The organism is Priestia sp. 10L35 (assembly GCF_056395685.1).
On the sequence record NZ_JBFTKA010000001.1, the window covers coordinates 269334 to 294767 of the forward strand.

The 25434-nt window shown below is 39.3% G+C and carries 21 protein-coding genes, 1 other RNA gene and 1 other annotated feature; of the genes, 20 read left to right on the forward strand and 2 right to left on the reverse strand.

Translation table 11 applies throughout. From position 1 onward, the window contains the following. The first annotated feature begins 125 nt into the window (after positions 1-125). The 5 genes from secDF (at position 126) to dtd (ending at position 8236) form a co-directional block, all read left to right on the forward strand. Entirely contained in the window at positions 126-2363 is a 2238-nt protein-coding gene (secDF, locus tag AC1DEF_RS01345) for a protein translocase subunit SecDF (RefSeq protein WP_097824627.1), read from the forward strand. A 141-nt stretch (positions 2364-2504) separates the two neighbouring features. Beyond that, positions 2505-4847: a single-stranded-DNA-specific exonuclease RecJ gene (gene recJ / locus AC1DEF_RS01350; RefSeq protein WP_097824626.1), complete on the forward strand. Its 2343-nt coding sequence runs from the start codon at positions 2505-2507 to the stop codon at positions 4845-4847. 15 nt (positions 4848-4862) lie between these two features. Beyond that, on the forward strand, positions 4863-5375 hold the full coding sequence (locus tag AC1DEF_RS01355) for an adenine phosphoribosyltransferase (protein WP_013059309.1): 513 nt from the start codon (positions 4863-4865) through the stop codon (positions 5373-5375). 185 nt (positions 5376-5560) lie between these two features. Next, the gene (locus AC1DEF_RS01360; protein WP_013059308.1) at positions 5561-7759 is read left to right on the forward strand and encodes a RelA/SpoT family protein; all 2199 of its coding nucleotides are present in this window, start codon (positions 5561-5563) and stop codon (positions 7757-7759) included. 15 nt (positions 7760-7774) lie between these two features. Then, positions 7775-8236 (forward strand): D-aminoacyl-tRNA deacylase, encoded by a 462-nt coding sequence (dtd, locus tag AC1DEF_RS01365; RefSeq protein WP_043976137.1) that lies wholly within the window; start codon positions 7775-7777, stop codon positions 8234-8236. Here dtd and AC1DEF_RS01370 read toward each other — a convergent pair. Further along, complete coding sequence (locus AC1DEF_RS01370; protein ID WP_477727292.1) at positions 8227-9129, reverse strand: N-acetylmuramoyl-L-alanine amidase; 903 nt, start codon at positions 9127-9129, stop codon at positions 8227-8229. The two genes, dtd and AC1DEF_RS01370, sit on opposite strands and share 10 nt — an antisense overlap. Positions 9130-9277: 148 nt before the next feature. Between AC1DEF_RS01370 and AC1DEF_RS01375 the strand changes: the two genes are divergently transcribed. The 8 genes from AC1DEF_RS01375 (at position 9278) to pstA (ending at position 17374) form a co-directional block, all read left to right on the forward strand. Next, complete coding sequence (locus tag AC1DEF_RS01375; RefSeq protein ID WP_013059305.1) at positions 9278-9454, forward strand: hypothetical protein; 177 nt, start codon at positions 9278-9280, stop codon at positions 9452-9454. An 87-nt stretch (positions 9455-9541) separates the two neighbouring features. After that, positions 9542-9774, forward strand: a binding site (T-box leader). A gap of 68 nt (positions 9775-9842) precedes the next feature. Further along, the gene (gene hisS, locus AC1DEF_RS01380; protein ID WP_016765628.1) at positions 9843-11111 is read left to right on the forward strand and encodes a histidine--tRNA ligase; all 1269 of its coding nucleotides are present in this window, start codon (positions 9843-9845) and stop codon (positions 11109-11111) included. A gap of 12 nt (positions 11112-11123) precedes the next feature. Further along, the gene (gene aspS, locus AC1DEF_RS01385; RefSeq protein WP_043976143.1) at positions 11124-12902 is read left to right on the forward strand and encodes an aspartate--tRNA ligase; all 1779 of its coding nucleotides are present in this window, start codon (positions 11124-11126) and stop codon (positions 12900-12902) included. Between the two features lie 118 nt (positions 12903-13020). Beyond that, a non-coding RNA gene (ssrS, locus tag AC1DEF_RS01390) (6S RNA) lies at positions 13021-13202 on the forward strand. Between the two features lie 162 nt (positions 13203-13364). After that, positions 13365-14129 carry a tRNA threonylcarbamoyladenosine dehydratase gene (locus tag AC1DEF_RS01395; protein WP_025750578.1) on the forward strand — a complete coding sequence of 255 codons (765 nt, stop codon included), beginning with the start codon at positions 13365-13367 and terminating at the stop codon, positions 14127-14129. A gap of 422 nt (positions 14130-14551) precedes the next feature. Further along, a complete protein-coding gene (locus AC1DEF_RS01400; RefSeq protein ID WP_043976147.1) occupies positions 14552-15436 on the forward strand; it encodes a phosphate ABC transporter substrate-binding protein PstS family protein in 885 nt (294 codons plus the stop codon). 124 nt (positions 15437-15560) lie between these two features. Continuing rightward, positions 15561-16448: a phosphate ABC transporter permease subunit PstC gene (gene pstC, locus AC1DEF_RS01405; RefSeq protein ID WP_013059300.1), complete on the forward strand. Its 888-nt coding sequence runs from the start codon at positions 15561-15563 to the stop codon at positions 16446-16448. Continuing rightward, positions 16445-17374 (forward strand): phosphate ABC transporter permease PstA, encoded by a 930-nt coding sequence (gene pstA / locus AC1DEF_RS01410; protein WP_043976149.1) that lies wholly within the window; start codon positions 16445-16447, stop codon positions 17372-17374. Before pstC ends, pstA begins: the two co-directional genes overlap by 4 nt. A 46-nt stretch (positions 17375-17420) precedes the next feature. Here pstA and AC1DEF_RS01415 read toward each other — a convergent pair whose 3' ends face one another. Further along, positions 17421-18698 (reverse strand): replication-associated recombination protein A, encoded by a 1278-nt coding sequence (locus AC1DEF_RS01415; protein ID WP_097824624.1) that lies wholly within the window; start codon positions 18696-18698, stop codon positions 17421-17423. Positions 18699-18924: 226 nt separating this feature from the next. Between AC1DEF_RS01415 and cymR the strand changes: the two genes are divergently transcribed. The 7 genes from cymR (at position 18925) to AC1DEF_RS01450 (ending at position 25418) form a co-directional block, all read left to right on the forward strand. Further along, positions 18925-19341: a cysteine metabolism transcriptional regulator CymR gene (gene cymR, locus AC1DEF_RS01420; protein ID WP_013059297.1), complete on the forward strand. Its 417-nt coding sequence runs from the start codon at positions 18925-18927 to the stop codon at positions 19339-19341. A 23-nt stretch (positions 19342-19364) separates the two neighbouring features. After that, a complete protein-coding gene (locus AC1DEF_RS01425; RefSeq protein ID WP_025750574.1) occupies positions 19365-20507 on the forward strand; it encodes a cysteine desulfurase family protein in 1143 nt (380 codons plus the stop codon). Between the two features lie 106 nt (positions 20508-20613). Next, entirely contained in the window at positions 20614-21726 is a 1113-nt protein-coding gene (mnmA, locus tag AC1DEF_RS01430) for a tRNA 2-thiouridine(34) synthase MnmA (RefSeq protein WP_097824623.1), read from the forward strand. Between the two features lie 157 nt (positions 21727-21883). Beyond that, complete coding sequence (locus AC1DEF_RS01435) at positions 21884-22543, forward strand: tetratricopeptide repeat protein (RefSeq protein WP_013085089.1); 660 nt, start codon at positions 21884-21886, stop codon at positions 22541-22543. Between the two features lie 24 nt (positions 22544-22567). Continuing rightward, positions 22568-24925, forward strand: coding sequence for an SF1B family DNA helicase RecD2 (gene recD2, locus AC1DEF_RS01440; RefSeq protein ID WP_013059293.1), 2358 nt, complete (start codon positions 22568-22570; stop codon positions 24923-24925). A gap of 141 nt (positions 24926-25066) precedes the next feature. Further along, the gene (locus AC1DEF_RS01445; RefSeq protein WP_013059292.1) at positions 25067-25258 is read left to right on the forward strand and encodes a hypothetical protein; all 192 of its coding nucleotides are present in this window, start codon (positions 25067-25069) and stop codon (positions 25256-25258) included. Positions 25259-25283: 25 nt separating this feature from the next. After that, on the forward strand, positions 25284-25418 hold the full coding sequence (locus AC1DEF_RS01450) for a YrzQ family protein (RefSeq protein WP_013059291.1): 135 nt from the start codon (positions 25284-25286) through the stop codon (positions 25416-25418). The last annotated feature ends 16 nt before the right edge of the window (positions 25419-25434 follow it).

Consider the following 25434-nt stretch of genomic DNA (forward strand, 5'->3'; position numbering starts at 1 on the left):
ACATGTATTAAAATTTGATAAGGTCTTTATTTGACAGACATTAGGTTATGAATGATAATTAGATTGGTCATTTATCTATTGTTATCATTTCATGTTTTTTACATAAGAAGGAGGATTTTCTGTCGATGGTTAAAAGAGGACGTATCGTTGCCTTTTTCCTCTTAGTACTGCTTGTGTTTAGTACAATCGGAACAACGATGACTGGAATTACAAAAGATATTAAACTTGGCCTCGACCTTCAAGGTGGATTTGAAATTTTATATAAAGTCAGTCCAGCTAAAAAAGGCGATGTCATTGACAAAAAGGCACTTAACAGCACGGTTGAAGCGCTGCGTCAACGTGTCGATGTACTGGGAGTTAGTGAGCCTAGCATTCAAATTGAAGGAAATGACCGTATCCGCGTTCAGCTAGCTGGTGTCACGAATCAAAAGCAAGCCAGGGATCTGTTATCAACTCAAGCAAACTTAACGTTCCGTGACGTGAACGATAAGGTGCTGATGGATGGTACAGACTTAGCGCAAGGCGGAGCAAAGCAATCGTTTGACCAAAGTAATCAGCCTAGCGTCTCACTAAAGTTAAAAAATGCGAAAAAATTTGAAAAGATCACGCGAGAGCTTTCTCAAAAACCAGCACCTAACAATTTAATTGTCATTTGGCTGGACTATGAAGAAGGAAAAGACTCGTACCAAAAAGAAGCGACAAAACAAAATCCGAAGTATCTATCTGCAGCCTCTGTTAGCAGCGTGTTAACACAGCCAGATGTTGAGATTTCAGGTGGAAACTTCACAGTGAAAAGTGCAACACAGCTGGCGGAATTACTAAACGCCGGGTCGCTGCCGGTTAAATTGGATGAGCTATACTCTACATCCGTTGGAGCACAGTTTGGAGAAGAAGCTCTTCACACGACTATATTAGCGGGTATTATCGGCATCGGAATTATCTTCCTTTACATGCTGTTTTTCTACCGTTTACCGGGGCTTATTGCTATTATTACACTCAGTTTCTATATCTACTTGAACTTAGTTGTATTTGACTTGATGCACGTGGTTATGACGCTTCCAGGTATCGCGGCTCTTATTCTCGGCGTAGGTATGGCAGTAGACGCGAATATCATTACCTACGAGCGGATTAAAGATGAACTCAAAACAGGAAGGTCTGTTATATCGGCATACCGGGCAGGAAATCGTCGCTCTCTTGCGACCATTTTTGATGCCAATATTACAACGATGCTAGCGGCTCTTGTATTGTTCTTTTATGGTCAAAGTTCAGTAAAAGGATTTGCTACAACGTTAATGATCGGGATTGTACTAAGCTTTATTACGGCCGTATACGGTACGCGGTTATTAATGAGTCTTTTAGTAAATAGCCGCTGGTTTGATAAAAAACCAGGCTACTTTGGCGTAAAGAAAGAACAAATTCACGACCTAAGTAAAGACGACGGCACAACCGTTTTGCCTACAGCATGGGATAAACTTGATTTTGTTAAATACCGTAAAGCATTCTTCACGTTCTCAAGCGTCCTTGTTATTATCGGTATTATCTCGGTTGTTGTGTTCAGATTGAACCTTGGTATTGACTTTACGAGCGGAACTCGTATAGAGATTCCAGCAAATCATACCGTGACACAGTCTGAGATACAGCGTGAAATGAAGTACATTAATATCAAAACGGATGACGTAGTCATTACAGGAAAAGGTAATGACACGGGTGTCGTACGTGTAGTTGGGGTCTTGAATAAAAAAGAAATTGCCAATTTAAAAGATCATTTTAAAGATAAATATGGTTCTGAACCAAATGTAAGCACCGTTTCGCCGACGGTTGGAAAAGAACTGGCGAAAAATGCAATGATGGCAATTGCCATTGCTTCAATTGGAATTATTATCTATGTAACGATACGGTTTGAGTTTTACATGGCACTTGCAGCCGTGCTTGCCCTGTTGCATGATGCGTTCTTTATCGTTACGGTCTTCAGCTTAACGAAGTTAGAGGTTGATTTAACGTTTATTGCTGCTGTCTTGACGATTGTTGGTTACTCAATTAACGATACGATCGTTACGTTTGACCGCATTCGTGAAAATATGCAGAAATTTAAATCCAAAACGTTTGACGACTTAGCGTTTATCGTAAATCTAAGTTTGCGTGAAACGTTTACTCGTTCGATGAATACCGTGTTAACAGTTGTGATTGCAGTTGTAGCACTTCTTCTATTCGGAAGTGAATCGATTCAAAACTTCTCAATTGCTCTGTTAGTAGGTTTAATCCTTGGTGCATATTCATCTGTGTTTATTGCTGCTCAGCTATGGCTTGTGTGGAAAGGAAAACAGTTGAAGCGTGAGGAACAAAAAGAAGTAGAAAGCAAGTAATTCAAAAACGTGCGAAGTATTCGCACGTTTTTTTTGTGCGTGAAAATTCAAGACGTACTGTCAGAAAAATGTGCTTATTTTCTTTCGTTGCTCCATTTCATCCACTCTAGTATAATAATGTGGGTTAAGGGGTGAAGAGACATGTTACAGTCAAAAAAACGTTGGAATGTTCAAGAATGTGATGAACAACTTGTTAATGAATTTGTAGAAAACCTCAATATTACACCTCTAGTAGCTTCGTTATTACTTAATAGAGGCATGACAACAGTAGAAGCGGCGCGTGAGTTTTTACACGTTGATGCACAAACGTTCCACGATCCGTTTTTGTTGCACGATATGGACAAAGCAGTAGCTCGTATTCAGCAAGCAATTGATCATAATGAAAAAATTATGATCTATGGAGATTACGATGCTGACGGCGTCAGCAGCACTTCTGTTATGTTAACTGCTTTACAGCAGCTTGGAGCTGATGTTGATTTTTATATTCCTAATCGCTTTACAGAAGGTTATGGGCCGAATAAGGCGGCATTTGATAAAATAAACGCGGGCGGCTATCAGCTGGTGATTACGGTAGACACAGGTATTTCGGCAGTCGAAGAAACTGCGTATGCACGTGAATTAAATTTTGATTTAATTATTACCGATCACCACGAGCCGGGGCCAGTTTTACCGGATGCTTATGCAATTATTCATCCAAAGCTGCCGGGAAGTACATATCCATTTAAAGAACTGGCAGGTGTAGGGGTGGCTTTTAAACTCGCTCATGCGCTGTTAGGGGAGCTTCCGGAACATTTGTTAGAACTAGCAGTAATTGGGACAATTGCTGACTTAGTTCCTTTAGTCGACGAAAACCGCTTAATTGCTCGCAAAGGTCTTGATTATCTCAAGCTCACGAAGCGCACCGGAATTGAAGCGCTGCTGAGCGTATGTGGAGTAAAACGTGAAGAAATTAATGAGGATACAATTGGATTTGCGATGGCTCCTCGCATTAATGCAGTAGGACGTCTTCAAGATGCCGATCCAGCTGTTCATTTGCTTATGACGACAAATGCTGAAGAGGCAAAAGGTTTAGCTAAAGAAATTGATGCGTTAAACAAGGAAAGGCAGCAAATCGTAAACGATATTACAGAAGAAGCCGTTGAATTTGTTGAGAGTATGTATCCTCCGGGTGAAAACAGCGTTCTTATTGTAGAGGGAGAAGGATGGAATGCAGGCGTTGTTGGAATTGTCGCTTCTAGGCTCGTAGAAAAATTCTACAGACCAACAATTGTACTAAGTATTGACTCTGAAAACCGTATTGCCAAGGGTTCAGCAAGAAGTATCGAAGGTTTTGACTTATTCGCGAACTTATCTAAGTGCCGTGACATTTTGCCACATTTTGGAGGGCACCCAATGGCAGCCGGCCTGACATTAAACAGCGATGATGTAGAAGAGCTGCGCAGACGTCTTAATGAACAAGCAAGCAACGTGTTAACCAAACAGGATTTTATTCCAATTACATCAGTTGATACAGTATGCACAACAGAGGAAATTACGATGGAAAACATTGAACAAATGAGTGCGCTTGCTCCATTTGGTATGCATAACCCGAAGCCAAAAGTTCTCATTAAAGATGTTCATACAACATCTATGCGGAAAATTGGTGCTAATAAAAATCATTTAAAACTCGTATTTGAAGACAGCGGTGTATCGGTTGATGCAGTAGGATTTGGGTTAGGCTATATATTAGATGAAGTATCTCCTATAGCTAAAGTATCATTAGTAGGTGAACTATCTATTAATGAGTGGAATAATATGCGCAAGCCGCAGCTGATGGTGGAAGATATTTCTGTAGATGAATGGCAGATGTTTGATTATCGCAGTGCAGTTGATGTCAAACGTTTCTTTCAGCAGGTATTTACGGATCAAATGAAAGTTGTTGCTTTCCACGCTTCAACAATTGATAAATACAAGTCGTTGCTGCCGATGGAGCATGTTGTTCTTATTCAAGATGAAGAACAGGCAAAAGCATGTATGTTTGCAGGGGAACAAATCGTTTTATTAGATTTGCCTCCTTCACAGAAATGGCTTGAATGTTTGTTTGTCCAAGGTATCCCTTCTAGACTATACGCTATTTTCTTAACGGAAGAAGACCATTATTTTGATACAATCCCAACTCGCGATCATTTTAAATGGTTTTACGGCTTTTTAGCGAAAAAGGGTCCATTTGATTTAAAACGCTACAAAGAAGATTTAGCGATTCATAAGGGCTGGTCAAAAGAAACGATTGATTTTATGGCAAAGGTGTTTTTTGAGTTAGAATTTGTTACAATAAACAATGGCTTAATTTCGTTAGTGAAAAATTCTGCGAAACGTGATTTAATAGAATCTGCGACTTATCGCCAAAAGCAGCAGCAGATTGAAATAGAAAAAAACTTTATTTATACGTCATATGTACAGCTTAAAAATCAATTTCAAGATATTTTTAAGCGTTCGATGGAATGAGGAGGCAACATTAGAATGAATTTTAAAGATTATATTACAATTGTACCTGACTGGCCAAAACCAGGTATTACATTTAAAGATATCTCAACATTAATGGACAATGGTGATGCATACCGTGCCGCAACGGATGAGATTGTAAAATATGCGAATGATAAACAAGTTGATATTATCGTAGGACCGGAAGCTCGCGGATTTATCGTTGGTTGTCCAGTAGCATATGCGTTAGGTATCGGTTTTGCACCTGTTCGTAAAGAAGGAAAATTACCGCGTGAAGTAATCAAAGTAGATTACGGTTTAGAATACGGTAAAGACGTATTAACGATTCACAAAGATGCAATTAAGCCAGGTCAGCGCGTGTTGATTACAGATGATTTATTAGCAACAGGCGGTACAATTGAAGCGACAATTAAGCTTGTCGAAGAATTAGGCGGAATTGTTGTTGGAGCTGCGTTCTTAATTGAACTTTCTTACCTTGATGGCCGTGACAAACTAGACGGTTATGATGTATTCACATTAATGACGTATTAAGAAGAACGATCACATAAAGAAGAGTACCTGATACAGGTGCTCTTTTTTCGTTAAAAAACGTTAATACGTAAAATGGAAATGATGTAAATTTGATAAATTAAACGCAAAGGCTTTACATCCTTGGATTTTTTCAAGATAATAGTTACAATATGAATTAAAAATGCTAGTTGATAAAAGGTGATTTCATGGCAAATGAGCAAGTCCTAACAGCGGAACAGGTCATTGACAATACGAAGCGATATTTAAATGAAGAAGATGTGGCTTTTGTACAAAAAGCATATGATTTTGCAAAAGAAGCTCACAAAGAACAATATCGCAAGTCGGGTGAACCATATATTATCCACCCGATTCAAGTCGCAGGAATTTTAGTTGATCTAGATATGGATCCAGCAACAATTGCAGCTGGATTTCTACATGATGTGGTTGAAGATACAGAGATAACACTAAAAGATTTAGAAAAAGCTTTTAATGAAGAAGTAGCAATGTTAGTAGACGGCGTAACAAAACTGGGAAAAATTAAATATAAGTCTAAAGAAGAGCAGCAGGCTGAAAATCACCGCAAGATGTTTGTAGCAATGGCTCAAGATATTCGAGTCATACTGATCAAACTTGCGGATCGTCTTCATAACATGCGTACGCTAAAGCATTTACCGCAGGAAAAACAGCGACGCATTTCAAATGAAACGCTTGAAATTTTTGCTCCTCTTGCTCATCGTCTTGGTATTTCAAAAATTAAGTGGGAGCTTGAAGATACAGCTTTACGTTACTTAAATCCTCAGCAATATTATCGCATTGTAAATTTGATGAAGAAAAAGCGTGCGGAACGCGAGCAGTATTTGGCTGAAGTTATTGATGAAGTTCGAGAGCAAGTAGATGAAGTGTCGATTAAAGTTGAAATTTCAGGACGTCCAAAACATATTTATTCCATCTATCGTAAAATGGCACTGCAAAACAAGCAGTTTAATGAAATTTACGATTTACTAGCTGTGCGCATTATTGTAAATAGCATTAAAGACTGCTATGCGGTGTTAGGAATTATTCACACTTGCTGGAAGCCAATGCCGGGACGTTTCAAAGATTATATTGCAATGCCAAAACAAAATATGTACCAGTCTCTTCATACGACGGTTATCGGACCAAAAGGTGATCCGTTAGAAGTTCAAATTCGAACGTTTGACATGCACCAAATTGCTGAGTATGGAATTGCTGCTCACTGGGCTTACAAAGAAGGAAAAACAGCTGAGCATGCTTCATTTGAAGAAAAGTTGACGTGGTTCAGAGAAATTTTAGAATTTCAAAATGACGCAAACGATGCAGAAGAATTTATGGAATCTCTAAAAGTTGATTTGTTTTCTGACATGGTTTACATTTTTACGCCAAAAGGCGACGTCATTGAGCTTCCTTCGGGTTCTGTTCCAATTGATTTTTCCTATCGTATTCATTCTGAAATCGGAAATAAAACCATTGGAGCAAAAGTCAACGGCAAGATGGTTACGCTTGATTACCGTTTGAAAACGGGGGACATTATCGAAATTTTGACGTCTAAGCATTCGTATGGTCCAAGCAAGGACTGGTTAAAGCTTGCTCAAACGTCTCAAGCCAAAAATAAAATTCGCCAATTCTTTAAAAAGCAAAGCCGCGATGAAAATATTGAAAAAGGCAAAGAGCTGGTTGAAAAAGAAATTCGTCAAATGGAGTTTGACTTAAAAGAAGTATTAACAGCTGATAATATCAAACGAGTAGCGGAGAAGTTTAATTTCTCAAACGAAGATGATATGTATGCAGCTATTGGATATAACGGATTAACTGCGGCTCAAGTAGCTAATCGTTTAACCGAGAAGTGGAGAAAGCAGCGTGATCAAGAACAAGAGATCCAAATTGATGATATTGCACGCGACACTGCAGCCAAGCGTGTTCGCCAGCATAAACGAAAAGATTCCGGGGTTATCGTACCGGGTGTAGAGAACATGCTGATTCGCTTGTCTAAATGCTGTAATCCAGTTCCTGGAGATGAGATTGTTGGTTTTATTACAAAGGGGCGAGGAGTATCTGTTCATAGAGCAGATTGTTTAAACGTTCACACAGATGATGCTGAAAGCCGCCTTATTCCTGTAGAGTGGGAAACACATATTAAAGAAGGCAAAGAGTTTAACGTGGAAATTGAAATTTCCGGATACGACCGCAGAGGCTTACTAAATGAAGTTCTGCAGGTTGTAAACGAGACTAAAACGAATATTTCAGCCGTTTCAGGAAAATCGGACCGAAACAAAATGGCTACGATTCATATGTCAATTTCTATTCATAACATCAGTCACCTTCATAAAGTGGTTGAGCGCATTAAGCAGCTTCGAGACATTTATTCAGTTCGCCGAATTATGCATTAAGAAAGGTAGTTATACATGAGAGTAGTCGTACAAAGAGCAAAGAATGCAAAAGTAACTGTTGCAGGAGAGACGGTCGGTGAGATTAAGCACGGATATATGCTTTTAGTGGGCATTACCCATGACGATACTGAAGCTGATGCAGAGTATGTAGCAGATAAAATTGTGAATTTGCGAGTGTTTGATGATGAGTCTGGCAAAATGAATTTGTCGCTTCTAGATGTAGAAGGAGAAATTTTATCGGTATCTCAATTTACGCTGTACGGAGATTGCCGAAAAGGCAGAAGACCAAACTTTATGGGAGCTGCTAGGCCAGATCATGCTGTAACGCTTTACAACTATTTTAATAAAGTATTATCAGAAAAAAATGTTCGAGTAGAGACCGGCGCATTTGGTGAAATGATGGACGTATCATTTACAAATGACGGACCGGTCACACTTATTGTAGAAAGCAAAGAAAAAACGCAGACTCACAGATGAGCCTGCGTTTTTTCTTTGCTTTGAAAGTAGTGATTTAATCCTTCAGCGATAGCGGACGTAATCATTTGCTGATAACTGATGGAATTAATATACGTTTCTTCCCTTTCGTTGCTTAAAAAGCCCAGTTCAATTAATGTACTCGGACGTGTATTTTCGCGAAGAACATAATAGTTTCCAAAACGTTCTCCTTTGTCTTTCAATTTTGCATGATTAATAAGGGACTGATGAATAGAATGTGTGAGTGGACTGTCCTGATGCTGATGGTAATAATACGTCATAAGGCCAGTTAGCTGTGAGCTGTTCGTACTGTTGTAGTGAATGCTTATAAAAGCATCTGCTTTAGTCGATTGCAGCGTGCGCTGTGAAAGTAGAAGGTACTCATCATGGGTGCGGGTTAAAATGACGTGTGCGCCTTCTTTTTGAAGTTTGTTTTGTAAAATAAGTGCTGTTCGGAGAGTGAGGTCTTTTTCATATGTGCCCTGTGTGCCGATGGCTCCTTTGTCTTTTCCACCATGGCCTGCATCAATAATAATTGTTTTGCCCTTTAGGTGCCGCAAGCTTTTACTCAGCGTATAGACAGGCTGACGCTGTGCTACCTGCATGCTAGGCTGAACTCTGCGAAGCGCTACGGTTTTCGTGAATTTTTTAAACACCCAGCCTTGAATACCCGAACTTTCTACATAATACCAATCTCCTTGACGGTCTGAAACGGATAGTCTTGTATTCTTCGTCAATTTATTTGTAATTGAAAATGAACGTCCTGGACCGCTCCGTACATGAAGAGAGTCAGCTGTTACAATAATGGGTTGATGCACCGGTACATTTGGGCGCTCAAATGAGGAAGAGCACAGTAATAAAAGGATACTTGCAGCCAAAACAGATACAGACTTCATGTTTAGATGGCGAATAGATAGACCTCCTTTTTATAACAAAATAGAGTATTCGATGAAAATAAAAAAAATCCTTTCTCTTATGTAAAAACATCTTTTTTGGGCAATGCTAATAAAAGGATAAGTAAGTGTAGGCAGGGAGGAAGAAACGATGAAGTTTAGTGAAAAAGGTGAACAATCATTTCAGCAGGTAAATCCGGTATTTGGCATTCATTTTCATGATTTTATTGACAGAGAAAGTGAAGCTTCATCCCTTGAGTTGGCTTCTGAATTTGGTTTAACGCTTCGAGATATTCAGAAACTAAGAAAACAATTAGACCGCTCTTAACATGAAAGGTGCTTGACAACTGCTCATTTCATTCGTAATATAGAAAGCAATTGCTAAATTAAAATGAATGTATAACATTTTTATATTGATAAGCCAAAGATCGAGAAAAGTAGTAAAGATGACACATGGCTAGAGAGGAAATGTCTTAGGCTGAAAGCATTTCTACATGATGACTTTATGAAAGAACACTCAGGAGGCTTCACTCTGAAAAGGGAAACTTAGTAGGAGATGAACGTGTTCGTGCGTTAACGAAATGAGTGGAAACATGTCATATGTTTCAATTAGGGTGGTACCACGTGAGATTAACTCTCGTCCCTACTATGGAAAAATAGTAGAGGCGAGAGTTTTTTTGTATTGTAAATTTTAAAAATAGGAGGCATATCACGTTATGTCAGTTCAAATACCTAGAGGCACACAAGATATTTTACCGGGCAAAGTAGAATATTGGCAGTTTGTTGAACAGCGAGCAAGAGAGATCTGCCGTGCGTTCAACTACCAAGAAATTCGTACACCAATGTTTGAACACACTGAATTATTTTTGCGCGGAGTGGGAGAAACAACAGATATCGTGCAAAAAGAAATGTACACATTTAAAGATCGAGGTGACCGCAGCTTAACGCTTCGCCCAGAAGGAACAGCTGCAGTTGGACGATCATTTGTTTCAAATAAAATGTTTGGAAATCCAACGCAGCCAACCAAGCTGTTTTATATTGGCCCTATGTTTCGCTATGAACGACCTCAAGCGGGACGTTTCCGTCAATTCGTTCAGTTTGGCGTAGAAGCATTAGGAGTAAATGATCCAGCTATTGATGCTGAAGTTCTTGCCCTGTTAATGAGCTTTTACCAATCGCTTGGATTAAAAAAATTAAAGTTGGTTGTTAACAGTTTAGGAGATACAGAAAGTCGTCAAGCTCACCGTCAAGCGCTTATCGACCACTTTGCACCTCGCATTGGAGAGTTTTGCAGCGACTGCCAAAGCAGATTGGAGAAAAATCCTCTTCGTATTTTAGACTGTAAAAAAGATCGTGACCATGAACTGATGGCTACAGCGCCGTCTATTCTTGATTATTTAAACGACTATTCAAAAGAATATTTTGAAAAAGTACAGCAGTACTTAACTGATTTAGACATTGACTATGTTGTAGATCCGACGCTGGTACGCGGGTTAGATTATTATAATCACACAGCATTTGAACTAATGAGTGAAGCAGAAGGATTTGGCGCCATTACAACTCTTTGTGGCGGAGGCCGTTATAATGGGCTGATTCAAGAAATCGGCGGACCTGAAACACCGGGTATCGGATTCGCTTTAAGTATCGAACGCTTATTATCTGCCTTGGAAGCAGAAGGAATTGAGCTTCCGGTAGAAACAGGCGTAGATTGCTATGTAGTAACCATGGGTGATGAAGCAAAAGAAAAATCCGTTTCAATTGTAAATACGCTTCGACGCGCAGGCTTTGTAGCCGATAAAGATTATCAAGATAAAAAAATGAAAGCTCAGTTCAAAGCAGCTGATCGTGTACAAGCAAAATTTGTTGTTGTTCTAGGTGAAGATGAGCTAGCAAAACAAGTTGTAAATGTAAAGAATATGGAATCTGGCGAACAGCAAGAAGTATCAATTGATCAATTGGTCAGCTATTTGCAAAAACAAGTATAAGGGGGAACCATGATGACAAAACGTTCATACTACTGTGGAGATGTAACAGAACAAGCAACTGGCGAAACAGTTCTATTAAAAGGATGGGTTCAAAAACGCCGTGATTTAGGGGGATTAATCTTTATTGATTTACGCGACCGCGGCGGAGTTGTACAGGTTGTATTTAATCCTGAAAAATCTGCTGAAGCGCTAAAAATTGCTGAAGATGTACGTAATGAATTCGTACTGGAAGTGCAAGGAACTGTTGTAGCTCGTGAAGAGGGAACCGTTAACTCGAACTTAAAAACAGGTAAAATTGAAGTTCACGCTGAGCAGATTACGGTATTAAACAAAGCCAAAACACCTCCTTTTGCCATTGCAGATCAAACGGAAGTATCAGAAGATGTTCGATTAAAATATCGTTATTTAGACCTTCGACGTTCTGAGATGTTTAACACGCTTAAAATGCGCAATGACATTACAAAAACAATTCGTGACTTCTTGGATCAAAATGACTTTTTAGATGTTGAAACACCTATTTTAACGAAAAGTACGCCAGAAGGCGCACGTGATTATCTTGTGCCAAGCCGCGTGCACGAAGGGGAGTTTTATGCTCTTCCTCAATCACCGCAAATCTTTAAGCAGCTGCTAATGGTAAGCGGAGTTGAGCGTTATTATCAAATCGCTCGCTGCTTCCGCGATGAAGACTTGCGTGCAGATCGTCAGCCTGAATTTACTCAAATCGATATTGAAACATCATTTTTATCTCAAGAGGACATCATGACAATGACGGAAGAAATGATGTCTAAAGTAATGAAGCGAGTAAAAGATTTAGATATAACGACGCCTTTCCCGCGCATGTCATATGATGAAGCGATGAGTCGCTACGGTTCAGATAAGCCGGATACACGTTTTGAAATGGAGCTAGTCAACTTATCAGAGCTTGTGAAAGACTGCGGGTTCAAAGTATTTAGCGCAGCAGTTGAAAACGGCGGAGAAGTAAAAGCAATTAACGTGAAAGGTGGCGCTTCTAGCTATTCACGTAAAGATATCGATGCTCTAACAGAGTTCGTGAAAATTTACGGTGCTAAAGGGTTAGCATGGTTGAAAGTTGAAGCTGACGGCTTAAAAGGACCGATTGCAAAATTCTTCAATGAAGATGAGCAAAAGCAATTTGCTGAAGCTCTTCAAACGGAAGAAGGAGATTTACTTTTATTTGTAGCTGATAAAAAGTCAGTTGTAGCAGATGCACTTGGCGCTCTTCGTCTAAAGCTTGCAAAAGAACAAGGAATTATTGATGAAACGAAATTTAACTTCCTATGGGTAACAGATTGGCCTCTTCTTGAGCATGATGAAGAAGACAACCGTTACTACGCGGCTCATCATCCATTCACAATGCCAGTTCGTGAAGATTTACCAATGTTAGAAAGCGATCCTGGACAAGTCCGTGCACAAGCATATGACTTAGTATTGAATGGTTACGAACTTGGCGGAGGATCTTTACGTATTTACGAGCGTGATATTCAAGAAAAAATGTTTAAAACGCTTGGATTTACATTAGAAGAAGCATATGAGCAGTTCGGTTTCTTACTTGAAGCATTTGAATACGGTACTCCTCCTCACGGCGGAATTGCATTAGGTCTTGACCGTTTGGTTATGCTTCTAGCAGGACGCACAAACTTGCGTGATACAATTGCCTTCCCTAAAACAGCAAGTGCAAGCTGTCTATTAACAAACGCACCTGGTGAAGTAAGTGAAGCGCAATTAGACGAGCTGCATTTGCAGGTGAAAAAGCAAAAAACAGAAGCGTAATCGATTGAACCGTCTGTTAAATCGAGCCTGTCACTGGAACGTGACAGGCTCGATTTTTTTGTTTTACTTATTAATTGCAAAGTGATTTTTTCTGTGATAAGATACTTTCAAGAACTAAATAGTCCTGATGTGTTCGTCCTTAATCCAGTTTTGACCGAACAATTTTTTGCTTGGGAGCTCGGAGTTTTTAACGAGCGTACATGCCTCATCTCGAGGACTTACAATGGTTAAAGCAGAGCACCCACCTGCCGAGAGCGGGTTCAAAACGAAGGCACTCGAGACGGCACGATCGGGACTAGCATACATATAAAAAATCCTCTATGTAATTATTTGCATAGAGTTTTTTTATGGATAAATAACGAATGCTCATGTTCGTTTTGCTAAAAATATGATATAGTCAATTTCGTTGTTTATTTGAATTAATCATACACGTTGGTGTATTTAATAGAGGAGTGTTTTAACATGTTGCATCAGTTTTCGCGTAATGAACTGGCGATAGGAAAAGAAGGGCTAGCTACTTTAAAAGGCAGCACAGTTGCTATTTTAGGGATAGGAGGAGTAGGGTCGTTTTCTGCTGAGGCTTTGGCTCGGTCAGGAGTAGGGCGTTTAATTCTTGTAGATAAAGACGATGTTGATATTACAAACGTAAATCGTCAAATTCACGCGCTGCTTTCTACGGTAGGTCAGCCCAAGACAGAATTAATGAAACAGCGTATTTTGGATATTAACCCAGACTGTGACGTCGTTTCTCTTCAAATGTTTTATACGGAAGAAACGTATGAAGAGTTCTTTAGTTACAAACCGGACTTCGTAGTGGATGCATCCGATACGATTTCGTATAAAATTCATTTAATGAAAGAATGTTTAAAACGTGATATTCCGATTATTTCAAGTATGGGTGCTGCGAATAAAATGGATCCAACACGTTTTAAAATTGCAGACATTTCAAAGACACATACAGATCCGATTGCAAAAGTGGTTCGTACTCGTCTGCGTAAAGAAGGAATTCGCAAAGGAATTAACGTCGTTTTTTCTGATGAACGTCCAATCGTTATTCGCGAAGAAGTTCGCAAAGAAGTAGGAAACGATCAAGCGCAAATTCGCAAAGCGAAAATGCCCCCATCTTCTAATGCTTTTGTTCCATCTGTAGCAGGATTAATTATGGGCGGCCATGTTATCAATGAATTATTAAGTGATATTAAGATTCGCCGCGTAGGTGATGAATAAAAAGAAGGCTATCGCAGCCTTCTTTTTTTTATGGAAATATCTGTTCTATTTATGCTTTGGATGGAATCTTCTGTTTGATATGTATAAAAAGTACTAATAAATTGAAAAATATGGCTTGATGGTGAATTTACACTGTATTAAAAAAAGAGATTTATGTAAATTTATTTAACGCTTTATTTACATAAAATTTACGTTTTGGCTTTCTTTCTTTTATATCTTCTACAGAAATATTCAGAAAGTCTTATGTATCAAGGGTTTTGATAGAAATAAGAAAAAATAAACCCCAAATAAGTAAGTTTACAGTAACTTAAAATTCACTTCATATAAAGACAACAATCTACTCGTATAATGTGTCTTGTACCTGTTGTTCGAGTACAAAGGACTAGTACTAATTACACATATATTTATTGGAGGGTAATGTAATGAAAACAAAGGGTTTTAAAGTAACATTAGCAGCTTTTTTAATGGTAGGAGCACTAGCAGCATGTGGTAAAGACGGAGCAAGCAACGACAGTGGTTCGGGCAGCAAAGAAGAAGTTTCAGGTACGTTAACAGCGGCGGGATCTACAGCTTTACAACCACTTGCAGAAGAAGCAGCCAATGGAATTACTGAAAAATATCCAAACCTTTCAGTAACGGTACAAGGTGGAGGTAGTGGAACGGGTGTTAACCAAGTAGCATCAGGAGCAGTTGACATTGGAAACTCTGACGTTCCAGCAGCTGATAAAATCGAAGATAAATCAAAAGCAGATAAACTTGTCGATACGAAAGTAGCGGGCATTGGGTTCGCACTTGTTGTAAATAAAGATGTAAAAGTAGAATCGTTAACAAAAGAGCAAATTCAAAAGATTTTCTCTGGTGAAATTAAAAACTGGAAAGAAGTTGGCGGAAACGACGAGAAAATTAACGTAATCAACCGTCCAGCATCATCTGGTACACGTGCTACATTCGAGAAAACATTAATGGGTGACGCAAAAGTAAATGACAGCGTTGGTACAGCTCAAGATTCAAACGGAGCGGTTGAGCAATCAGTAAACTCAACGCCAGGAGCAGTAAGTTACCTTGCTATGTCGTATTTAATTGGCGATAAAAAAGAAAGTTTAAAAATGCTTAATATTGATGGTGTAGAGCCAACAACAGAAAACATTGTTTCTAAAAAATATCCGTTTTGGTCTTATGAGTACATGATTACAAACGGTGAGCCAAAAGATGGTGCAAAAGAGTACATTGACTACGTAGCCGGTAAAGACTTTGCTAAGCAAGTAAAAGATATGGGATATATCCCAATGACTGAGTTCAAAAAATAAGAGTGTTTTTAAAAAGAATAGGGCTGACTAACACAGTCAGTCTTATTCTATTTGAATGTTAATAAAGTATATAGCGAATAAAAAGAAAAGCGAATATATACTGAATATGTAAGGAGACAGAGCGATGAAGGGGAAAAAATCCATTAATTATGTAAAAAGCGAATACATTGGCCGTACGCTTTCTACATTTTGCGGTATTTTAATTGTACTTGTTACGTTAGCTATTATCGTATTTATTTGTGAAAAAGGCATACAGTCATTTTTACAAAGTAATATATCAATCGGTGAAATGTTGACTTCAACAAAATGGAGTCCAAACAATAAAGAATACGGTGCACTTGTGTTTATTCTAGGTTCCATGCTTGTATCAATCGGAGCCGTTATTATAAGTGCTCCAATTGGAATTGCTATCGCCATTTTTAACAACTATATTTCGCCTAAATTTGGTTCAACGGTTTTACGACCCGTTTTAGAACTTTTAGTAGGAGTTCCTTCAGTGGTATACGGTCTTTTAGGGGTTACAATTTTAGTGCCGCTTCTTCGCGATAACTTCGGCGGAGTGGGCTTTAGTTTGATTGCCGGAATTATTGTCTTAAGCGTCATGATTCTTCCGACAATTGCAAGTATTGCTGACGATGCAATTCGAAGCGTAGCACCTGAATATTTAGAAGCTTCTTATGGACTAGGTTCAACAAGATGGCAGGCAATTAGCCGAGTCATTATTCCATCTGCTAAAACAGGTATTTTAACAGGTATTGTGTTAGGGCTTGCCCGCGCATTCGGAGAAGCGCTAGCTGTTCAAATGGTTATCGGAAACACGGTTAAGCTTCCTGAAAGCTTATATAGCCCAACGGCAACATTAACAGGTATTTTAACAATGGATATGTCTAATACGTTAAACGGAACGGCATGGAATAACGCACTGTGGACGTTAGCCATGATTTTACTGCTTATTTCTTTCGTGTTCATTTTAATTATCCGAGCAATTGGGAAACGAGGTGCTCATCAATGAGAAACAAAAATGCACGCACAGTAAATAATATATGGACAGGTATTTTTTATGGCATTGCCGCTCTAGTTGTGTTGCTATTAGTGTATTTAGTTGTTGAAATTATCGCTAAAGGTTGGGGATTTTGGGATCCGAACTTTTTATTTGGAAAGCCAAGCAATACGATGGCAGGAGGCGGTATCGGACCCCAACTGTTTAACTCGTTCTACATGCTTGTTTTAACGCTGATCATTTCTATTCCTCTTGGTTTAGGAGCCGGAATTTACTTAGCGGAGTACGCGAAGCAAGGTCGTTTCTTAAATTTCGTCCGCTTATGTATCGAAACAATGGCGTCATTACCGTCCATTGTAGTTGGTTTATTTGGATTATTAATTTTTGTCACATTTTCAGGCTGGGGCTATACGCTTATCGGCGGAGCACTTGTGATTACAATTTTAAATTTACCGGGTTTAACGCGCGTATGTGAAAGTGCGATTGCATCTGTTCCTGCGAGTGTAAAAGAAGCGAGTTTAGGGTTGGGTGCGACTAAATGGCAAACAATTGTCAAAGTCGTCATTCCATCAGCGATTCAACAAATTATCACAGGCGTTATTTTAACAGCGGGACGAATCTTTGGAGAGGCAGCTGCGTTGATTTATACGGCTGGCTTAACGACGCCGATGTTAAATTCAAATGCTGACTTAACGAGTCCTGTAAACCCGTTTAATATTTTTCGACCGGCAGAGACGCTTGCCGTTCACATTTGGAAATTAAACTCTGAAGGAATCGTACCTGATGCAAGATTGATTGCAACAAAGTCAGCTGCTATTTTAATCATTATGGTTCTGTTGTTTAACATAATCGCTCGTTTAGTCGCTAAACTTTTAGACAGCTACTTTAAAGGTTCAACAAAAACGAAAAAACGCAAAGACGTTAAAAGTGCAGCTTAATAGATAAAGACAAAAAAGAAAATGGCTTTGAAACTGAGCAACAGTTTCAGCCATTTTCTTTTTTTAATGTCTCTAAACGATTGAAAACTTTTGAAAAGTATTTTTCTTGTCCATTTTGTTTAGGATGAAAATATTGTTTGTTTTTGATGCGATCCGGTAAATACTGTTGAAGGACCCATCCGTTATCAAAATCATGCGGGTATTGATATGCAACGCCTCGGCCAAGGTTCTCTGCTCCTTTGTAATGAGCATCCTTCAAATGAGGGGGAACGTCGCCGGAAAGCCCTTTTTTAATATCGTTTATCGCTTCATCTAATGCTTTGTAAGCAGCGTTGGACTTCGGTGATAGACAAAGCTCAATAACGGCGTTTGCAAGCGGGATACGTGCTTCTGGGAGTCCTAATCGCTCAGTTGCTTGAATAGCTGCGAGAGTTCTCATGCCGGCATCCGGATCAGCTAGTCCAATGTCTTCATAGGCAATGACTAAAAGGCGACGATTGATGCTGATCAAGTCTCCTGCTTCAATTAGCCGTCCCAAATAATGAAGAGCGGCATTTACGTCGCTGCCGCGAATCGATTTTTGAAAAGCCGATAATACATCATAGTGAGCGTCACCATTTTTATCATGTGAAAAATATTTTTGCTGCAGACATTCTTCTGCCGTTTGTAAGGTAATAACGATTTTACCATCGCTTTCACCTGTTGATAAAACAGCCAGTTCCAGAGCATTCAAAGCCGAGCGCACGTCACCGTTACAGCTGTTGGCAAAGTGGTTCATGGCGTCATCTTCTACGATAATTTTTCTATCCCCAAATCCGTTTGATGAGTCGTTGAGCGCCCTTGTTAGCGCCATTTTGATATCATCTGGCGTAAGAGATTTTAATTCGAAGATTTGGCATCTGCTTCGAATAGCAGGATTAATTGCGTGATAAGGATTGCTTGTTGTCGCTCCGATTAGAATGATCATGCCGTTTTCTAAGTAAGGAAGCAAAAAGTCTTGCTTAGCTTTGTCAAGGCGATGAACTTCATCTAACAGGAGAATTACTTTGCCTGACATTTTGGCTTCTTCGGCGACAATTTCCATATCCTTTTTATTGTTTACAACAGCATTCAACTGACGAAACGCCGTGTTGGTTGTTTTTGCAATAGCCGTGGCAATTGTTGTTTTTCCAACGCCTGGAGGTCCATATAAAATCATCGAGCTTAAGTGATTTGCTTTTACCATTCGATAAATCATTTTATCTTTGCCAACTAAATGCTGCTGTCCGATAACGTCATCTAAATGAGTCGGACGCATTCGAAATGCGAGAGGTTTTGTAGCCATGTTTTTCTCCTTTCTTTTCTTTCACTGTATCACAAGCGGTGAATAGGTGGTGGAAATTTATCTTATAGGCATAGTATGTTATAATATCAACAGTTACATTTGCAAGAAATGGATATAGAGAAGTTCATATAGCTTAGTAAAAAACGACTCATCACAGCATTCAGTGACAACGTGAGGGTCTTATTTTTTTCATAAATAAAAAAAGTGTATTGAAGGAGTGTATCGTATGAAAATTTCAACAAAAGGACGCTACGGTTTAACGATTATGATTGAGCTTGCGAAGCGCTTTGGCGAAGGTCCTATCTCGCTTAAAACTATTGCTCAAACGCATGACTTATCTGAACATTATTTAGAGCAGCTTATTTCACCGCTGCGTAACGCTGGGCTTGTAAAAAGCGTGCGCGGAGCTTATGGAGGTTACATCTTAGCACATGAACCTGCTAACATTACTTCTGGTGATATTATTTCTGTTTTAGAAGGTCCTATTAGTCCTGTAGAAGGAATTGAAGATGAAGAGCCTGCAAAACGCGAGCTGTGGATTCGTATTCGAGATGCGGTTAAAGAAGTGCTAGATAGTACAACGCTTGAAGATTTAGCAAATCATTCTGATGATGATCAAGCGTCTTATATGTTTTATATTTAATAATGAGCTAGGAGGCGTTTATTTTGGAACGTATTTATGTTGATCATGCAGCAACGTCTCCAATACATCCAGCAGTCGTTGAGAAAATGACGACTTTTATGCATGAGTACTTTGGAAATCCGTCCAGTATTCATCACTACGGGCGGGAAAGTCGACGCTATTTAGACGAAGCTCGCCAAACGATTGCAGCAAGTATTGGAGCACACGAAAATGAACTGATTTTTACAAGTGGTGGGACAGAAGCAGATAATATGGCACTGATCGGAGTAGCTCTTGCAAACCGCCATAAAGGAAATCATATTATTACCACGCAAATTGAACACCACGCTGTGCTTCATACGTGTGAATATTTAGAAACACAGGGCTTTGAAGTGACTTACTTACCAGTTAATGAGTACGGACAAGTATCTGTGGATGAAATAAAATCAGCCCTAACCGATCAAACAATTCTTGTGTCGGTGATGTTTGGAAATAATGAAGTAGGTGCTATTCAGCCAATTGGAGAAATTGGAGTTCTATTAAAAGAGCATGGAGCATATTTCCACACGGATGCAGTGCAAGCTTATGGATTAATTCCGTTAAATGTGCAACAATTAGGTGTCGATCTTTTATCCGTTTCTGCTCATAAAATTAACGGACCAAAAGGGATGGGCTTTTTATATGCAGCTGCTCATGTTTCACTGTCTCCTTTGCTATTTGGAGGAGAACAAGAGCGCAAACGACGAGCTGGAACTGAGAACATGACAAGTATTGTCGGGTTTGAAGAAGCTGTGAAAATTTCGCAACAAACGCTGCAAACACGTGCAGATGAATATAGAAGATACAAAGAAATAATGGTAGCTGTGTTGAAAGAAGAAGGTATTTCATTTGAAATTAACGGACATCTTGAAAATTCTCTGCCACATGTGTTAAATTTATCATTTCCAAAAACAAATGTTGAATCGATGCTCGTGAATTTAGACTTAGCAGGAATTGCGGCATCGAGCGGTTCAGCTTGCACAGCGGGAGCAATCGATCCTTCTCATGTGCTTGTTGCTATGTTTGGAAAAGGTTCTGAACGTTTAACAACTTCTATTCGATTTAGCTTTGGCTTAGGAAACTCAGCTGAGCAAATTGAAAAAACCGCACGTCAAACAGCAAACATCGTTAAGCGACTAACGATGTAAATAGCAGCCATCAGTAGGGTCTTCATCCCTCACTGATGGTTTGTGTCGTTTCTTTCGCTTTTTAGCGAACAATTTAATTAAAATGAAGAAAACGGAGGTGGCGAAGTTGACAAAATCACCTAAAGATACACGTGTAGTAGTCGGAATGAGCGGAGGCGTTGATTCATCCGTAGCAGCTCTTTTATTAAAACAACAAGGATACGATGTGATCGGAATCTTTATGAAGAACTGGGACGATACGGATGAAAACGGCGTTTGTACTGCGACTGAAGATTATAACGATGTTATTCGTGTATGTAATCAAATTGGTATTCCCTACTATGCAGTCAACTTTGAAAAACAATATTGGGATAAAGTATTTACCTACTTTTTAGAGGAATATAAAGCAGGTCGTACACCGAATCCTGATGTAATGTGTAATAAAGAAATTAAATTCAAAGCCTTTTTAGAGCATGCAATGACGCTAGGAGCAGATTATCTAGCGACAGGACATTATGCACGCGTTGCGTACCGCGACGGGGAGTATAAAATGCTTAGAGGCGTAGATGGAAATAAAGATCAAACGTATTTCTTAAATCAATTAGGACAAGATCAGCTTTCAAAAGTAATGTTCCCGATTGGTGAAATTGAGAAATCAAAAGTGCGTGAAATTGCGAAAGAAGCAGGCCTTGCTACAGCAACGAAAAAAGACAGCACAGGTATTTGCTTTATCGGTGAACGCAACTTCAAAGAATTTTTAAGTCAGTATCTTCCTGCTCAGCCAGGTGTAATGCAAACGCTTGACGGCGAAGTAAAAGGCAAGCACGACGGTCTTATGTACTACACGATTGGTCAACGCCACGGTTTAGGTATTGGAGGCAGCGGTGAACCTTGGTTTGTAGTCGGAAAAGATTTAGAAAAAAATGTTTTATACGTCGATCAAGGCTTTCACAATGAGCTTCTTTATTCTACATCTCTTACAGCAACCAATGTCAGCTGGGTAAGCGAACGTGACTGGTCGTCACCAATGACGTGCACAGCAAAATTCCGCTATCGTCAAACTGATTCAGCAGTAACCGTTGAAAAAGTCGATGATGGTACAATTAAGGTTATTTTTGCTGAACCTGTTCGCGCAATTACGCCAGGTCAAGCAGTTGTGTTTTACAAAGACGATGAATGTCTTGGCGGAGCAACAATTGACAAAGTATTTCAAGAAGAAGAGCAAATCTGGTACGTATAATTCATATAAGCAAGAACGAAAAACCTCGGCCGTATATAGCTGAGGTTTTTCTATGATATACTTTACTTATTGGGTAAACTAATAACTTACATATTGTAGATTTTCATGATGTGAAAATCTTTTAAATCATAACTAAAACAGTGGAGTGAACGAAAAAATGACAGATAAAAATCAGCTAGGAATTCAGTATATGCAGGAAGGGAAATTTGAAGAGGCTGCTAAAACATTTTCAGAAGCAATTGAAGATAATCCAAAAGATCCAATTGTGTATGTGAATTTTGGCAATTTGTTAGCGGCTGTTAGTGAGATGGATCGTGCTTTGAAATTTTATGAACGTGCGATTGAATTAGATGAAGAAACGGCAACAGCGTATTACGGAGCAGGAAATATTTATTTTAATGCAGAGCAGCTTGAGCAGGCAAAGCACTACTTTGATTTAGCAATCAAAAAAGGCTTAGATTCATCCGATGCGTACTTTATGCTTGGTTTAACGCTGTTTCATATGGAAGAAATTCGTTTTGCGATGCCTTATCTTCAGCGGGCGGTAGAACTAAACGAACATGATGTAGAAGCAAAATTTCAGTACGGTCTTTGTTTAGCACAGCTCGAAATGGTAGATGAAGCGATTGCTGAATTTCTTAAGGTAGTCAATCAAGAGCCAGAACACGCCGATGCTTTTTATAATTTAGGCGTAGCGTATGCTATGAAAGACGACAAAGACAAGGCGATTGAGATGCTAGATGAAGCTTTAAACGTGCAGCCAGATCACGTAATGGCAGCAAATGCCAAACAAGTTCTGTCTACATTAGAACATTAAGAAAGCGGGTAAAGGAAGGATAACATGAACGAAGAACAAGTGAACCCTTCACAGCCAGAACGTCATTATATAAGCGGCACGTCGATTGTAACGGTCTTTCATAACGAAGAAAACTTATATAACGTTACGCGGATACGGATCAAAAAAACAAATTTAGAGATTGAAGATAAAGAAACGGTCGTTACAGGCTATTTTCCTAAGCTGAATGAAGATGAAGTATACACGTTTTACGGAGACTTCAAAGAGCATCCAAAGTTTGGTCTGCAGTTTCATGTTGAACAGTTTAAAAAAGAACTTCCGCAATCAAGGCAAGGGGTTGTTCAGTACCTGTCTAGCGATTTATTTCACGGAATCGGTAAAAAAACTGCTGAAAACATTGTGGACGCTCTAGGAGAACGCGCTATTTTTCGTATTTTGCAAAATGAGTCTGTGCTAAAAGAGGTTCCGAGGCTTTCAGCCGACAAGGCAGAAGCTTTAGTCACGCAGCTTCGTGAACATCAAGGGTTAGAAGAAGTAATGGTAAAGCTGACAGACCTTGGGTTTGGACCGCAGCTTTCGATGAAGATTTTCCAAGCGTACAAACAAGAAGCGCTTGAAATTGTTCAAAATAATCCTTATCAGCTCGTAGAAGATATTCAAGGTATTGGCTTTAGCAGGGCCGATGAACTTGGAAAGAGGCTTGGTATGGCAACCAATCATCCTGATCGTTTGCGTGCAGGTATTTTATATGTCATTGAGCAAGAATGCAATCAAATGGGACATGTATACGTCACGGCAGATCAGCTGTATGGAAAAACAGCAGAGCTTCTTCGAAAAAGCAGGCATGAGAACCTGTCTGAAATGGATCTTACAAGAGAAGTGGACGCATTAAAAGCAGACAAAAAGCTTATCATTCAAGACGAAAAAATTTATTTTCCTCCCCTTTTCTATGCTGAAAAAGGGCTGGTTAAAGCTATTCAAAAAATTATGGCTCAAACACAGTACGAAGAGCAGTTTCCAGAATCAGAATTCTTATTGGCACTGGGTGAACTAGAAGAGCGATTAGACGTGCAATATGCACCTTCTCAGCGCAAGGGCATACAAACCGCTTTAATGTCTCCGATGCTTCTCTTAACGGGTGGACCAGGTACAGGGAAAACAACGGTTATTAAAGGAATAGTCGAACTCTATGCAGAACTTCACGGATGTTCGTTAAATCCAGGGGATTATAAAAAAGATGAAGCTTTTCCTGTTTTACTTGTGGCACCTACTGGACGCGCTGCTAAACGAATGAGCGAAGCGACGGGACTTCCGGCAGTTACCATTCACAGATTATTAAAATGGAACGGACAAGAAGGATTTGATCATAATGAGGAAAATCCAATTGACGGAAAATTACTGATTGTGGATGAAGTATCAATGGTAGATTTGTGGCTTGCTCATCAGCTTTTTAAATCTCTTCCTGCTAATTTACAGGTTATTTTAGTTGGAGACGAAGACCAGCTTCCTTCAGTAGGTCCGGGACAGGTGTTAAAAGATTTACTGAGTTCAGAAGTAGTTCCTACCGTCCGTCTGACAGATGTATACCGGCAAGCGGAAGGATCGTCAATTATTGATTTGGCTCATGAAATAAAAAAAGGAAAGCTTCCGGAAGACTTATCAAGGCAGCAAGGAGATCGTTCTTTTATTCGTTGTCAAGGACAGCACATCACGAACGTCGTGCAACAAGTTTGCGGGAATGCGTTAAAAAAAGGCTATACGGCTAAAGATATTCAAGTTTTAGCTCCTATGTATAAAGGTCCTGCAGGTATTGATAAGCTGAATGAAGTTCTTCAGGAATTATTCAACCCGGCTTCTGAACAAAGAAGAGAGCTTAAGCACGGAGATATTACGTACCGAGTCGGAGATAAAGTGCTGCAGCTTGTAAATCAGCCGGATAGCAACGTATTTAACGGAGATATGGGAGAAATCGTTTCGGTTTTCTTTGCCAAAGAAAATACGGAAAAACAGGATATGCTGGTTATTTCATATGAAGGAAATGAAGTAACTTACACAAAGCAAGACTTTAATCAAATAACTCATGCATACTGCTGTTCCATTCATAAATCACAGGGAAGTGAATTTCCAATTGTTGTGCTTCCAATTGTTAAAAGCTATTACCGGATGCTGCGACGTAATTTACTTTATACCGCCGTTACGCGAAGCAAACAGTTTTTAATTTTATGCGGAGAAGACGAAGCGTTTCAGCTGGGAGTTAGCCGAAATGAAGACAGCGTTCGCCAAACGAATTTACAGCCGTTGCTTCGAGAAAGCTTGGATAACGACATAGAAGATCCCGAAATTCCATTTATGAAAGATGCAAATATTGGGATGGAAAACGTTACGCCGTATGATTTCATGTAACCTTTCGTATGCTAACAAAGAGTTAAATAAACTCCTTTGTTGCCATCCTTCTTTGCTAATTGTCAGAAAATAAAGTATGGACATGGAAAGAAGTGGACATAATGCGTTTATATAAGTAGAACGTATAAAGAGGTGTCGACTTTGTTTAAATGTCCAAACTGTAAAAGTATTGACGTTGGCAAAATTGGTGTAAATCAGTATTACTGTTGGAATTGTTTTATTGAAATGACTATTTCAAAAGGACAAATTAATACTCACCAAGTAGAAGAAGATGGAACATTGAGCTCGCTTGATGATTTGTTCTCAGACGACGAGCGCACAATTAATTTCTAATTCTTTTTTACCGGGAGGAAGAGCAATGGGCAGAATTATTCCGTCAGTAGTCGCTTTCGGTCTTGGAGCTTATGCATTTAAAATGGCAGATGATCGAGAGATGTTTACAAAAAGAAATATGAAAAAAATGCGTAAACGTATGATGAAAGCTATTCACTAATAAAAAAAGCACTATT